Source organism: Polyangiaceae bacterium (genome assembly GCA_020633235.1).
Classification (GTDB): Bacteria; Myxococcota_A; Polyangia; order Polyangiales; family Polyangiaceae; genus JACKEA01.
Map to the genome: position 1 here is coordinate 377,503 of JACKEA010000002.1, position 12,996 is coordinate 390,498.

The 12,996-nt window shown below is 69.3% G+C and carries 15 protein-coding genes; 13 read left to right on the forward strand and 2 right to left on the reverse strand.

Going from position 1 to position 12,996, the window contains the following annotated elements:
• Positions 1-1,323, forward strand: a complete 1,323-nt coding sequence (der, locus tag H6717_12225) for a ribosome biogenesis GTPase Der (GenBank protein ID MCB9577778.1) — start codon at positions 1-3, stop codon at positions 1,321-1,323.
• 66 nt (positions 1,324-1,389) lie between these two features.
• Here the strand turns inward: der and H6717_12230 are convergent, their stop codons facing one another.
• Positions 1,390-2,496, reverse strand: coding sequence for an ArsA family ATPase (locus H6717_12230; GenBank protein ID MCB9577779.1), 1,107 nt, complete (start codon positions 2,494-2,496; stop codon positions 1,390-1,392).
• 140 nt (positions 2,497-2,636) lie between these two features.
• Here H6717_12230 and H6717_12235 point away from each other — a divergent pair, with 140 nt between their 5' ends.
• From H6717_12235 to H6717_12285, 11 genes are all read left to right on the forward strand, one after another.
• Positions 2,637-3,050: a hypothetical protein gene (locus H6717_12235; GenBank protein MCB9577780.1), complete on the forward strand. Its 414-nt coding sequence runs from the start codon at positions 2,637-2,639 to the stop codon at positions 3,048-3,050.
• Between the two features lie 32 nt (positions 3,051-3,082).
• Positions 3,083-3,811 carry a protein tyrosine phosphatase gene (locus tag H6717_12240; GenBank protein MCB9577781.1) on the forward strand — a complete coding sequence of 243 codons (729 nt, stop codon included), beginning with the start codon at positions 3,083-3,085 and terminating at the stop codon, positions 3,809-3,811.
• Positions 3,808-4,902 carry a flippase-like domain-containing protein gene (locus H6717_12245; protein MCB9577782.1) on the forward strand — a complete coding sequence of 365 codons (1,095 nt, stop codon included), beginning with the start codon at positions 3,808-3,810 and terminating at the stop codon, positions 4,900-4,902. The genes H6717_12240 and H6717_12245 overlap by 4 nt, the downstream gene beginning before the upstream one ends.
• Before the next feature lie 41 nt (positions 4,903-4,943).
• Complete coding sequence (locus tag H6717_12250) at positions 4,944-5,366, forward strand: hypothetical protein (protein ID MCB9577783.1); 423 nt, start codon at positions 4,944-4,946, stop codon at positions 5,364-5,366.
• 49 nt (positions 5,367-5,415) lie between these two features.
• Positions 5,416-6,684, forward strand: a complete 1,269-nt coding sequence (locus H6717_12255; protein ID MCB9577784.1) for a serine/threonine protein kinase — start codon at positions 5,416-5,418, stop codon at positions 6,682-6,684.
• Positions 6,685-6,781: 97 nt separating this feature from the next.
• Positions 6,782-7,339 carry a hypothetical protein gene (locus tag H6717_12260; GenBank protein MCB9577785.1) on the forward strand — a complete coding sequence of 186 codons (558 nt, stop codon included), beginning with the start codon at positions 6,782-6,784 and terminating at the stop codon, positions 7,337-7,339.
• A 94-nt stretch (positions 7,340-7,433) separates the two neighbouring features.
• Positions 7,434-8,072: a hypothetical protein gene (locus H6717_12265; GenBank protein MCB9577786.1), complete on the forward strand. Its 639-nt coding sequence runs from the start codon at positions 7,434-7,436 to the stop codon at positions 8,070-8,072.
• Between the two features lies 1 nt (position 8,073).
• A complete protein-coding gene (locus tag H6717_12270) occupies positions 8,074-9,048 on the forward strand; it encodes an SUMF1/EgtB/PvdO family nonheme iron enzyme (GenBank protein MCB9577787.1) in 975 nt (324 codons plus the stop codon).
• Positions 9,041-9,592: an RNA methyltransferase gene (locus H6717_12275; GenBank protein ID MCB9577788.1), complete on the forward strand. Its 552-nt coding sequence runs from the start codon at positions 9,041-9,043 to the stop codon at positions 9,590-9,592. The genes H6717_12270 and H6717_12275 overlap by 8 nt, the downstream gene beginning before the upstream one ends.
• Before the next feature lie 64 nt (positions 9,593-9,656).
• Positions 9,657-10,709 (forward strand): aminotransferase class I/II-fold pyridoxal phosphate-dependent enzyme, encoded by a 1,053-nt coding sequence (locus H6717_12280; protein ID MCB9577789.1) that lies wholly within the window; start codon positions 9,657-9,659, stop codon positions 10,707-10,709.
• A complete protein-coding gene (locus H6717_12285; protein ID MCB9577790.1) occupies positions 10,706-11,785 on the forward strand; it encodes a tetratricopeptide repeat protein in 1,080 nt (359 codons plus the stop codon). The genes H6717_12280 and H6717_12285 overlap by 4 nt, the downstream gene beginning before the upstream one ends.
• A 57-nt stretch (positions 11,786-11,842) precedes the next feature.
• On the opposite strand, the gene H6717_12290 is transcribed toward H6717_12285, so the two are convergent.
• Complete coding sequence (locus tag H6717_12290) at positions 11,843-12,217, reverse strand: hypothetical protein (protein MCB9577791.1); 375 nt, start codon at positions 12,215-12,217, stop codon at positions 11,843-11,845.
• A 138-nt stretch (positions 12,218-12,355) separates the two neighbouring features.
• On the opposite strand from H6717_12290, the gene H6717_12295 reads away from it, so the two are divergent.
• Positions 12,356-12,994 (forward strand): hypothetical protein, encoded by a 639-nt coding sequence (locus H6717_12295; protein ID MCB9577792.1) that lies wholly within the window; start codon positions 12,356-12,358, stop codon positions 12,992-12,994.
• The last annotated feature ends 2 nt before the right edge of the window (positions 12,995-12,996 follow it).

Sequence of the window (12,996 nt, forward strand, 5' to 3'; positions counted from 1 at the left end):
GTGACCCCCATCGTCGCCATCGTGGGGCGGCCCAACGTGGGCAAGAGCACGCTGTTCAACCGCCTGACGGGCAAGCGGCTGGCCATCGTGCACGACGCGCCGGGGGTGACGCGGGATCGCCACTATGCCGACGCCCACGTGCACGGCCGCGACATCACACTGATCGACACCGGAGGCTTCGATCCCGATACCGACGATCCGATGGGTCAGGGCATCGCCCGCCACGTGCGCGCCGCCATCGCCGAGGCGGACGTGGTCATCTGCGTGCTCGATGGCAGCGCGCCGCCCACGCAGGCGGACCGCGAGGCAGTGCAGCTCTTGCGACGCAGCGAAAAGCCCGTCATCTACGCGGCCAACAAGGCGGACAGCGACAGGCGCGCCCAAGAGGCCACGGAGCTCTACGAGCTGGGCATCGATCGACTGATTCTCATCTCCGCCCTGCACGGCCGTGGCACCGCGGAGCTGGAAGCGACGCTGCGGGAAGCGCTCCCCGCAAGGCAGGAGGACACCGGAGCCAGCGACCCTGGCGAGTTGCCCCGCATTGCCCTGCTCGGGCGCCCCAACGCGGGCAAGTCCTCGCTGTTCAATCGCCTGACGGGGTCCGAGCGTTCGCTGGTGGACGCGCGCCCCGGCACCACACGGGATCCCGTCGACTCCGTGGTGAGCTTCGAGGGCAAGGACTTCGTGTTGGTCGACACCGCCGGCGTCCGCAAGAAGCCGAAGGTGGATCGCGGCGTGGAGTCTGCCAGCGTGATCCGAGCGCTGCGCATGGTGGAGCGCGCCGAGGTGGTGATCCTGATGGTGGACGGCTCCGAAGGGCTGGCGGAGCAAGACGCGCGCCTCCTCGGGCTGTGCACGGATCGCGGGCGCGCCGTGATCATCGGCCTGAACAAGGCCGACTTGCTCGACAAGCAAGGTCTGAAGCGCGCTCGGGACGACGCCCGGGACGCCGTGCGCTTCGCGGGTTTCGCCCCGGTGGTGGAGCTCAGCGCCAAGACCGGGCGCGGCGTGCGAGCGCTGCTCGACGAAGTCTGGCGCGCCCGCGAGGAGTTCTATCGCCGCGTGCCCACCGGAGAGCTCAACCGATTCTTCGAGCAGGTGCTGGCGGAACGCCCGCCGCCGACCCGCGGGGGGCGCGCGCCGCGCATCTACTACATCACGCAGGCACAGACGGCCCCGCCGGTGTTCGTGGCCATGAGCAACGCCCCAGGCCAGATCGACAAGAGCTACCAGCGCTTCGTGGTGAACCAGATCCGAAAGAGCTTCGGCTTCTCCGCGGTGCCCATCAAGGTCGTGTACCGACAGCGCGGGGATCGCTCCTGAGTATTTCTGTTGCTGCGCCGCGGAAACGGCCCCGCGAGGTTCCGCGCCGCAGCGACAAGAAAATGCTCAGGGCGGACACAACAGGGCGGAGATGCCGGCGAGCGTTTCGATGTCGTGGACGTCGCTGGGCAGCGCGGGAATGTCGATGCGCACGGGGTGCGGGTCGGCACCCACGATCACCTGCTCGAGCTCGGAAACGTGGGTAGCGTCGAGCTCGGCCAGCGCCGACTCCTCTTCGAGGGCGCGGAGCAGCCGCTCGCTGCCGCCGGCGTCGAGCTCCAAATGGTGCCGCTCCACCGCGGACTTCACCTGTTCCAAGCTCGCGCTGGAGCGCGGGCGGCGGTGGACGCGATTGACCACGAAGGCGTCGCGCCGCATGTCCTGCTCCTCCAGCCGCTCGGCGAAGAATACCGCTTCGCGAATGCTGGCCGGCGCAGGCGTGGTGACGATCACGTAGGCGAACTCGTCGCCGCGAAAGGCCTTGGCCACCTCCGTGGCGCGTTCGCGGAAGCCACCGAACAGGTCGTTCAGGTCGGTGATGAACTCGGCCATCTGCTCCAGGAAGCCACCGCCCGTGAGGCGGCCGATGCCGCGTAACACCACCGCCACGCTGCGCGCGACCAGGTTCAGGGAGAACTTGCCTCCGGATTCGAAGGCCTGGATGAACCAGCGCATGGCGGCGCTGTCGAGGGCGTTGATCAGGCGATTGGGAGCATCCAGGAAGTCGAGCGCGTTGCTGGTGGGGGGCGTGTCCAGGATGATGAGGTCGTAGGCGGTGTCGCGCTTGACGGAGAGGAGCTTCTCCATCGCCATGTATTCCTGGGTGCCCGCCAGGCTGGTGGAGACGTACTGATACAAGCGATTGTTCAGGATGCGATCACGCGCTTCGGGGCTCGAGGCGTGGCGCACCACCAGCTCGTCGAATGTGCGCTTGGTGTCGAGCATCATCACGGTGAGGCTGCCGCTGACCTCGACCCCAGCGGCGCGAAACAGCGCGTCGTCCACCCGAGTGGCCTCCCCCGTCATGCGATCGAGGCCCAGGCTGTTGGCGAGCCGCTTGGCGGGATCGATGGTGAGGCACAGCACTCGCTGGCCGCGCTGGGCGGCAGCCAGACCCAGGGCGGCCGTGATGGTGGTCTTGCCGACGCCGCCGCTGCCCACGCACAGCACCACGCGGTGGTCGTCGAGCAAGGGGCGGAGGGACTGGGACATGAGCCGAATGCCGCCTTTACCACGACGACGCCGGCCCGCGGCAGCACTCCATCGGGGAAAAAGTTGGCCCACGACTTGCGGCCCTGCGAAAAGGTCCCGCCATGGATGCGACAGTCGGCGCGATCTATTCGGGGGCGGCGGAACGACGTAGCGACCGCAGCACCGACGCTTTGGGCGCCCTTTGTCGCATGCTCGATGCGGCCCGGCGGGAAGGAGCCGTGGAGGCCCTCGCCGTCGCCGACGAGACCGGCGTGCTGGTGGCGGGCTCGGGATTCTGGGAGACCTGTGAGGAGCTCGCCGCCTTGGCTCCCCTGCTCCCCGCCGACGAGCCGGCCAACGACGTCGTTCCGACACGGCTGGACGTGCTCAGCCGACGGACCGAGGTGCGGCGCCTGAGCATCGACGGCGTGTCGGTGCTCGTGTGCGGCGCGGGGGACGGCGCGCAGCTGGACGCGGCGTTGGTACGAGTCGCTGGTGGCTGCGCCCGGATCTTGGGGCGTTCTCGTCTGGCCTGACCGCCCCGACCTGGTGCTACCCTCGCCGCCTCATGCGCGGCTTCGTGGATCTGCACTGCCACTGGATCGCGGGGATCGACGACGGTGCTCGATCCCCCGACGAGAGCTTGGCCATGCTGCGCGCTCTCAAGAGCATCGGCTTCGATCGCGTGGTGGCCACGCCCCACATGCGACCGGGAATGTTCGACAATGCTCGAGAGGATCTGCGGGCCGCCTACGATCGCATGGCGCCCCACCTCGCGACGGACGGCGAGCTGCCGGAGGTCGCGCTCTCGAGCGAACACTACTTCGACGAAATAGTGTTCGGGCGCATCATGAACGGGGAAGGCTTGCCCTACCCCGGCGAAGCAGCCGTGCTGCTCGAGTTCTACGAGATCGACTTCCCGCCCATGATCGACCATCGGCTGTTCGACATCCGCGCGAAGAGGCGGCTGTTGCCGGTGATCGCCCACCCGGAGCGCTACCGCTGCATCTGGCGCGATCCGGAGATCTTGGAGCGACTGGTGGACTCGGGCGTGGCGGCGCTGCTCGACGCCGCAGCGCTGATCGGCAAGTACGGACGCAAGCCACAGCGTTCGGCCGAAGAGCTTCTGGAGCGAGGCCTGTACCATGCGGCGTGCAGCGACGCGCATCGCCCCGCGGACGTCGACGAAGTGAAGGCGGGCATGGATCGCATCGCCCAGCTGTACGGAGCGGAAGAGGTCGATTTCCTGTTCCGCGAGGGGCCCCTCGACCTGCTTTCGGGGAAGCTGCCGGAGTGAGCCCGCGCCCGAGCAGCGTCGGCCGGGGCTGGCTTTCGCGCCACTGGTTCAAGTTGGTCACGTCCCTGGCCATCGGCGCCGGCTTCGTGTGGCTGCTCCACGCCGGAGCCTTGCCCATCATTCCGGGTCGCGACGCCTTTGCGCGCATGCGCTGGTGGACGATCCCCGCCTACGTGGTGCTGTGGTCCGTCGTGCACTGGCTCCGAGCCGCCCGTTGGTACTGGCTCTTGGAGCCGATTCACCGCGTTCCCCTCAAGCGCGTGGTCAACGTCGCGTTCATCGGGTTCTTGGCCATCGTGGTGCTGCCGTTTCGGACGGGCGAGATGGTGCGGCCCATCCTGGTCCGCAAGAAGGGGCAGCTCTCCGGCTGGGCCGCGACCGGGACCATCGGCGCCGAGCGCATCATCGATGGCCTGGTGCTGAGCTTGTTTCTGTTCGCCGGGCTGTCGCTGTCCCGGCCGCTGGATCCGTTGCCGAGCCGCATCGGGAATCTGCCGGTGCCCGCCGCGGTGGTGCCCAGCGCCGCCTACGCTGCGTTGGTGCTGTTCGCCGCCGCGTTCGTGGCCATGGGCGTGTACTACTGGCGACGGGAGCTGGCCCGACGCATGACCCATTCCGTGGTGGGGCGCTTCTCGCCTCGCCTGGCGGATTGGCTCGGTGAACGCGTCGAGAAGGTGGCGGAGGGCCTCCGCTTCTTGCCCGAAGCCCGCTACAGCGCGCCCTTCATCGCAGTCACCATCCTGTACTGGCTGACCAACGCCCTCGGCTCCTGGCTGCTGGCCTGGGGCTGCGGCTTCGATCAGATGGACTACTGGGAGGCCTGCGTGAACATGGGCGTCTTGGCCCTGGGCATCTTGCTGCCCAACGCCCCGGGCTTCTTCGGCGCGTTCCAGATCTCGGTCTACGCTGCCCTGGCCATGTACTTCGCTCCTGAAGACGTGGTGGGACCGGGCGCAGCCTTCGTCCTGATCCTGTACCTGGCGCAGACGGGCATCACCATCGCCGCGGCGGCCTGGGGCTTCGTGGCGGAGCACGAGAGCGTGCGCGAGGCGCTGACTCCAGAGACCAAGGACCTGGAAGCCCGCGCGTAAAACTTGCCCACCCGCGCCGGGGTGGGGCACCACGGCAGGCGATGAAGAAGCTCTGGCTCCTCGGCGCCGCGGGCCTGGTGCTGGCATCCGTGATGAGCGCGACGGGCGCCTCGGCCCGGGTCGAAGGCGATTCCGAGTACAGCAAGGCGCTGACCTACAACGGAGCGCTGCGCTACCTGCGAGTCGACATGGGCTACGAGGTGGTCGAGAAAGACCCCGACGCGGCCTACATCCTGTTCCGCTACGAGCCGCCGGGGCACAAGCAGCCCACCAACGGCTCGGTGGAAATCGTCGAGACCCGCGACGACGTGAAGGTCTTCGTGCAGCTCCCCCAGATGCCCAGCTACCACGAGACGGTGCTCCGGGACGGGCTGATGAAGAAGCTCCGCACCGAGTACGGAGCCCCTCCGAAGAAGAAGAAGAAGCCCGCGCCAAAGCCCATCGCCGACGCCGGAAGCGACTGAAGGCGTTGGCAGGCGGGGGCTTGTGGGGATAGATGAGGCCCCCGGCTCGATGGATCTCCCCGAACCCGCCTTGCCCGACGCGATCGGGCGCTACCAGATCGTCCGTGCGCTGGGACACGGCGCCATGGGACGCGTGCTCCTGGCCCGAGATCCCGTGCTGGACCGCCTGGTAGCCATCAAGCTGCTCCGGGACGACCTGAAGCTTCCGCCGGAGCAGCGCCAGAGCTTGTTCGATCGCATGCGGCAAGAAGCGCGCGCCTCCGCGCGGGTGCTGCACCCCAACATCGTCTCTCTCCACGACATGGGGGAGGATCCGGAGCTCGGGCTCTACCTCGTGTTCGAGTACGTGGAAGGCGTCACCCTGAAGGAGCGCCTCGGGCGGGGGCCGCTGGGCCCCGAGGCAGCCGCCAAGGTCGCCCGCGAGATCGGTGACGCGCTGAACACGGCCCACGCGGCGGGCGTGCTCCACCGGGACATCAAGCCGGAGAACCTGATCTTGTCGCGCACCGGCGCCAAGATCGCCGACTTCGGCATCGCGCGGGTGCCGGATTCCACCCTGACCCGGGACGGCGGGCTGCTCGGCACGCCGGCATACAGCGCACCGGAGTCGATCCACCACGGCAAGTTCTCGCCGCTCACGGATCAGTTCAGCCTGGCGGCCACGTTGTACGAAGCCATCAGCGGTCGGCGCGCCTTTCCGGGAGAGGACGCGTTGGCCGTCGCCACACGCATCGCCACGGAGTATCCGCCGCTGATCGCCGCGGCGTCGGGGTTGGATCCGCACGTGGACACGGTGCTGCTGCGGGCGCTGGACAAGGAGCCCAAGAAGCGTTGGCCCAGCACCGACGACTTCGGGCGCGCGCTGTCCGAAGCGCTGCTCGCCGCGCCGCGCTCGCACATGCCGACGCTTCCGGACCAGCGCCGCGAGCAGGCCATGCGCCACGGCGCCGAACGCCGCGGCGCGCGCCTCGCCATAGGCGGCTTCGTGATCGGCGCGTTGCTCGGCGCCGGAGGCCTGTGGATCTATTCGCGACAGGACACGTCGCCGCTGCCCGCACCCATCGCCTCCACCGCCCCCACGGCGGAGCCCATCGGCTTTCTCGCCGAGAGCCCGCCGACGCGTGCGAAGCGCAGTGCCGAAAGCGAAGAGCACACGCATCGCACCGTCACGGAGCGCGATGCAGGCAGCGACGACGCGACCGACGCCGACGCGGACGGAGCGACAAATCTTCCAGCCCTGATGAATGAAGACGACGATGCTGGAACCCCGAGCGCCGATGCGGGTGTCAGCGTCAAATCGAAGCCGAAGTCACCTTGACCCCCAACGCTCGGCGGCGGTATTTGCGCTGCGTCCTTTGTCGCTCGTGCTCGAGCGCGGAGCGACTTGGCACTTGGGATCCATCGGAGGAATTCGCATGAAGCTCGTCAGCGTGCTCGCAGCACTCAGCTTGTCGGTCGTCGGTCTCGGAGCGTGCAGCTCCAGCAGTGATGGTGGAAGCGGCGGCGGTGCCGGCACCGCGGGCGGTGGCAGCGGCGGCACAGGCGCTACCGGCGCGACCGGCGGCGTGGGCGCTTCCGGCGGTGTGGGCGCGACCGGCGGCGTGGGCGCCTCCGGCGGCGTGGGCGCGACCGGCGGCACCGGTGCCACGGGCGGCGCAGGCGGCACCGGTGGCGCTACGTGCTCGGTGCAGCTTCAAGGTGTGCCGCCGGCGTGCGCGGACTGCGGCGCTGCGAAGTGCTGCAGCCAGTTCGAGGCCTGCATCAACGACACTACGTGCGCGGCGTTCAACACCTGCCTCGGCCAGCACGCTACTGACGCGCAGGCGTGCATCGGCAGCGCCGCGGGAGACACTGCGAAGCTGAAGACTTGCCTCACGGGGCTGTGCCCCACGGACGACAACACGTACACGTCCTGGTTCAGCGGCCAAGCCTGCCTGATCCAGAGCTGTCAGACCGAGTGCGCCGGCGGCTGAGCGTGCACTGTTCAATCGCCGAGGGCCTCCGGGCTCTCGGCGATTGTCGTTTGTAGCGGTGGTCCGCTCGGCGCTTACGGGTTACGCTCTCGCCGTGGCGCGGCGAAGCACGACAACGGTTCTCTGGGCTCTCGGACTCGCGGCGAGCGTGCTCGTCGGCTGCAGCTCCTCCAACAACGACGCGGGCCTCGGAGGCGCCGGTGGCGGCGGAGACGGCGGTCCCCCGCCGGGCTGCTCGAGCGCGCCGGACTGCAGCAGCTGCCAAGCGTGCTTCGATACCTGCTTGTGTAACACCGGGGATCCGAACGGCTGTCTGACCCAATGCGCTGCGGGCACGGGGGGCGCCAGCAGCGGCGGTTTTGGCGGCAGCGGGGCCGTGGGCGGCAGCGGTGGCGTGGGCGCCACCGGCGGCAGCGGCGGCACGCCGTCCGGCGGCAGCGGCGGCGTGGGCGCCACCGGCGGTAGCGGCGGCGGCGGCACCTGCGCGGTGCAAGTCCAGACGGGCAGCGCGGCGTGCGACCAGTGTGTGGGCTCGAACTGCTGCTCCCAGCTACAAGCCTGCTTTGGCAACACCGCCTGCTCCGGCCTCAACAGCTGTCTCGGGCAGTTCTGCTCCAACGCCTCCAACCTGAATACCTGCGCGAGTCAGTTCTGCTCGCAGTACCTGTCGGGAGCCAACGCGTTCAACGCGATGTTGCAGTGCTTCCAGACGGCGTGTGCAGGCTCGTGTTGAGGTGACGGTGCGCGCGCTCGGACGATGGGCCCTGCTCGGGCTCGGGCTGGGTCTGCCCATCGTCGGAGCACCTTCGACGCTACACGCCGCCGACACGCGTCCTCACTTCGGTCGCGAGGCGAAGAACCCCGCGGAGCACGCCGTCACGGGTGGTCTGGTCACCCTGCGTGCGCCGCGCTCGCTGATGATCCGGGTGCCGGCTTCCACGTTCTACATGGGCTCCACGGTGACGGAGGTGCTCGACGCCGTCGCCATGTGCGCCCGTGAGCCCCTCGGCCATCGCTGCCGCGAGGAGATGTTCTCCGACGAGCTCAGTCGCCACCGCGTGCACCTCGACGGCTACTGGCTGGATCGCACCGAGGTCACGGTCGAGGCCTATGGCCGCTGCGTCGCCCTCGGGCGCTGTCGCGCCCAGCCATTTGCCGACGGCGCCGAACGCTTCAATCGCCCCCGCTATCCGGCCACCTTCGTGAGCTGGGACGACGCCCGGGACTACTGCAAGTTCCGCGGCGCCCGGCTGCCCACGGAGGCCGAGCTCGAGCGGGCCGGCCGGGGCGTGGAGAACCGCCGCTTTCCCTGGGGCAATCTGTACAACTCCCACGCCGCCAACCACGGCCGCTTGGGCCTCGACACCACCGACGCCGGCGACGGCTTCTCCGAGCTGGCGCCGGTCGGCTCGTTCCCCGCCGGACGCACTCCCGAGGGCTTCCTCGATCTCGCGGGCAACGTCGCCGAGTGGGCGTCGGACCGCTACGTCCCGGGCTACGCCGAGGGCGCCACGACCAATCCCAAGGGCCCGCCGAACCTGCTCGGCACCGCCGGCCGCGTGGTTCGCGGCGGGCACTACGGCAGCGCCGGCCCCTGGCTGCGCAGCGCGGCCCGCGGCAACGCCGATCCCACCGCGCGCAGCCCGCACATCGGCTTCCGCTGTGCCCGCTCCGACAATCCCCGTCGCGATGCTCAAGGAAGTGATTGAGCCGACCCCCGCGGTGCAGCTCCCGCTGCATCGCCAGACGACGTTCGTCTTGGTGCGCCCGCACTACCCCGAGAACGTGGGCGCCGCCGCTCGCGCCATCAAGACCATGGGCTTCACCCAGCTGACGTTGGTGAAGCCGGGACGCTTGGCGGCACCTCGCCACGAGATGGCGCTCAAGATGGCAGTGAAATCGCGGGACGTGCTGCTCGCCGCGCCGGTCGTCGACACGCTGCCCCAAGCCCTCGAGGGCGTCGATTTCGTGGTGGCCACCACCGCGCGCCCCGGCGTCAGCGGCGTGCTCGCGCCCCGCACCATCGCTCCGGAGCTGCTCGACCGCGCCGAGCGCGGCGAGCGCATCGCCATCGTCTTCGGCAACGAGAAGACCGGCCTCTCCAGCGAGGATCTGGAGCTGGCCGGCGCCCGCGTCCGCATCCCGATGGCCGCCAACCAGCCCTCCGTCAATCTGGCTCAGGCCACACAGCTCATCGCCTATGAGCTGTTCACGTCGGCGCTGGCACACGCCCAAGGCCCAAGCTCCGCTTGATTTTGTCGGTCCGCCGCGGAAGCGCCGGGGACGCCTACGCCGCGGCAGGCTATATACGCCCTCGATGCTCGTCGATCTTCGTTCCGACACCGTCACCCGTCCCAGCGCCGAGATGCGCCGCCGCATGGCGGCCGCGGAGGTGGGCGACGACATCTACGGAGAAGATCCCAGCGTGCGCGCGCTGGAAGAGCGCGTGGCGTCCCTGCTGGGCAAGGAGCGCGCGCTGTTCGTGCCCTCGGGCACCATGAGCAACCAGCTGGCGCTGATGGTGCAAACGAAGCGGGGCGACGAGATCGTGATCGGCGAGGGCTCTCACTGCGCCTGGTTCGAGTCGGGGGCGGCGGGCGCCCTGAGCGGCGTTCAGATTGCCGTGGCGGGCCAGGGCGGCCTGTTCGACGTGGCGGAGCTCGAGGCCGCCCTCAAGCCGAAGGCGTTCTACATGCCGCGCACCGCGTTGGTGGTGCTGGAGAACAGCCACAATCGCTCGGGTGGCCGCGTGTTTCCCCAAGATGCCGCGGAGCGCGTGGCCGCCCGCGCGCGGGAGCTGTCCCTCGCGGTGCACCTCGACGGCGCGCGGCTGTGGAATGCCGCCGCGGCCACCGGCCTCTCCCTCGAACGCTTGGCGCGCCCCGCGGATACCGTCAGCGTGTGCTTCTCCAAGGGGCTCGGCGCACCGGTGGGCTCCGCGCTGGTGGGCCCCGACGCGCTGCTCACCGAGGCTCATCGCTTCCGTCGCATGCTCGGCGGCGCCATGCGGCAGAGCGGCATCCTGGCCGCCGCGGCGCTGTACGCGCTGGACGCCAACATGAGCCGTCTCGTCGAAGACCACGACAAGGCCAAGGCCTTTGCCCGAGTGCTGAGCCAGGCGCGGGGCGCGAGGGTGGACGTGTCGGCGGTAGAGACGAACATCGTCAACGTGGTGCTCGAGCGCGCGAACGAAGACGCCGTGCTGGCAGCCGCGAAGGAGCGCGGAGTGCTGCTCGGTACCATCGCCCCGCGCACGCTGCGCGCCGTGATGCACCTGGACGCGAGCGCAGCGGACGTGGAGCGCGGCGCGGGGCTCCTCGCCGCCGTGATCGAAGAGCAGACCCACGCCGCCGAGGAGCACCACACGTGAAGCGCGGCTTGGCGCTGGTCGTCGCCTGGGCCGTGGCGGGCTGCGCGCCGAGCCTGCCGGAGCCGTACCTGCAGGATCGCGCGGCGGCAGAGCGCGCGTATGCGAGCGGCCGCTACGAGGAAGCGGCGCGCCACTGGCGCGCCGCCTACCAGAGCGCCGACAAGAAGCGCGACCGCGCGGAGGCACTCTATCGACAGGCCGCGTCACTGCGACGCGCGGGGCAGAACGAGGACGCGCGGCGAGTGCTGGAAGAGCTGCTGAAGAACTTCCCCAAGAGCTCCCGCGCGGCGCGCGCCGCCTATGACGTCGCGCAAATCGAGATCGACACCGGCGACCCGGCGCGAGGTTACGCACTGCTCGAGCAAAGCATGGTCGACCGCCCTGCCTCCGGCCTCGCTCCCCGAGCGCTGGTGCAGTACGCGAGCTGGCTGCAGGACCAGAAGGGGGGCGAGGCGGCGCTGGCTTGGCTCGAGAGCCTCGACGCGCGCTTGGGCAAGACGGAGCTCGGCGAGAGCATCGCCTACGCAAAAGCGAAGAAGCTCGACGAGCTCGACCACCAAGACGCCGCTCTGGCCGCCTATCTGTGGGTGGCCGATCACTATCCCTACCCCGACGGCGCCTACTGGGACGACGCCCTGTGGTACGCCGCCAAGATCGAGAAGCAGCGCTCCCACCCCGCCCAGGCCGTAGAGCTCCTCGAGCGCATGCTGCACCAGCGGGAGCCGTCCCACTTGCAGGGCAGCTACGAAAAGCCGCGCTACGCCGAGGCTCAGTTCGAGATCGCGAAGCTCTACCGCGACGCGTTGAACCAACCCGGACGGGCGATGGACGCCTTCCACCAGGTATACGCGAGCTTCCCCACCACGCTGCTCCGAGACGACGCCCTGTGGCAGGAAGCGCTGCTGGCGCGGAAGGCCGGCGATGGGCGCCGCGTGTGCAGCGCGGTCACCACGCTGGCGAAAGAGCTGCCCGACTCACGCTACGCGCCGTGCGCGCGCGCCCTGTGCCCCTCGGCGCCGACGCCCAAGGGCAGCCACAGCTGTCACGCCTACGTGCTCAGGGATCTCGAACCCTGAGGCCAGCGCGCCGGACCAACAAACTCGGGCGCATTTCACGACTTGGTGAGATGCGCTCTAGTCTTCGTCGACGAAGTCGTCATCGAGGTCTTCGTCGACGTCTTCGTCTTCGTCCTCGTCTTCGTCGTCGTCTTCTTCGTCGTCTTCTTCGCTCTTGACGTCGGTCTTGATGTCGATGCCGACCTCGCCGAGCTGGGTCTCCAGCAGCTCGAAGAGCTCGTCCACGTCATCGCCATTCCATTCGTCCAGAACGTCCGTGAGGAACTCGAAAAAGTCTCCGGTATCGAGTCGGCGCTCGATTTCCTCGACCTGATCTTCCGTGAAGGCTTCGAGGATATCCTCGCGTAGGGACTCAGTGTCCCCTTCCTCCACGGCCTCTTGGGCGGAAAGGCGGATATGGCGCACCGCGCGCCGGTCGAGGTAGATGTCCATCGACGATCGTGCTCCCTGGCTGTGGCCCCGGCTTTAGACGAACCGCGGCGACGACGTCAAGGCCAGCGACGCCAAGAGTCGTCGAATCTGGGGACCGGGGGATGGCTGCCAGGCCGGGAGCGCGGTAAAGAAGTGCCAATGCGGGTCGGGCTACCGTGGCTTCTGCTTCCGGCCCTTCTGGGGGTAGCGGCGCCAGCGCGAGGGCAGCCGGCACATCCGCCGCCCTCGAGCTTCGAGTATCTGCAGTACGGGGTGGCCTTCACGGCGGAGACGGTGGCCTCAGCGGGCGATGTGTGCCCCCCGGGCGCCAGCGCGCCCTGCATCTTCGGCTCCGGTGGGGGCCTGACCATCCGCGTGGGCTACCGCTCCCGGGGGCCGTGGTACGTGGGCGGCGCCTACGAAGCCTCCCGACACGACCCCTCGAACCTGCTGCGGCTCGCCATCCTGCAGCAAATTCGGGCGGAAACTCGCTACTACCTGGATCAAGGGAATCGCCTGACCCCCTATTTCTCCGGCGGCCTGGGGGCGGCGCTGTACGGCAGCGAGTGGGGGGCCGAGACCGGGGGGGTGACCACTTTCGTCGGCGCCGGGCTGGAGTTCCAGCTCAGCCGAACCACCCTCGTGGGAGCCGGGCTCGCCTACCGGCCGCTGCTGCTCCGGGGTTGGACCGACACGGCGGGGCAGCGGCGCGCCGACCGCTACCTGGGCTTCGGCCTGGCCCACGTCATCGCCCTGGAGCTGTCGCTCGAGGTGCGGGATCCGCTGGCGCGCTGGTAGGC

Excerpts from the sequence above, each read along its gene's own strand:
- H6717_12240 (MCB9577781.1), top strand. The coding sequence starts at position 3,083 with ATGCGCGGCTTCGTGGATCTGCACTGCCACTGGATCGCGGGGATCGAC.
- H6717_12295 (MCB9577792.1), top strand. The coding sequence starts at position 12,356 with ATGCGGGTCGGGCTACCGTGGCTTCTGCTTCCGGCCCTTCTGGGGGTA.
- H6717_12250 (MCB9577783.1), top strand. The coding sequence starts at position 4,944 with ATGAAGAAGCTCTGGCTCCTCGGCGCCGCGGGCCTGGTGCTGGCATCC.
- H6717_12235 (MCB9577780.1), top strand. The coding sequence starts at position 2,637 with ATGGATGCGACAGTCGGCGCGATCTATTCGGGGGCGGCGGAACGACGT.
- H6717_12260 (MCB9577785.1), top strand. The coding sequence starts at position 6,782 with ATGAAGCTCGTCAGCGTGCTCGCAGCACTCAGCTTGTCGGTCGTCGGT.
- H6717_12255 (MCB9577784.1), top strand. The coding sequence starts at position 5,416 with ATGGATCTCCCCGAACCCGCCTTGCCCGACGCGATCGGGCGCTACCAG.
- H6717_12280 (MCB9577789.1), top strand. The coding sequence starts at position 9,657 with ATGCTCGTCGATCTTCGTTCCGACACCGTCACCCGTCCCAGCGCCGAG.
- H6717_12290 (MCB9577791.1), bottom strand. The coding sequence starts at position 12,217 with ATGGACATCTACCTCGACCGGCGCGCGGTGCGCCATATCCGCCTTTCC.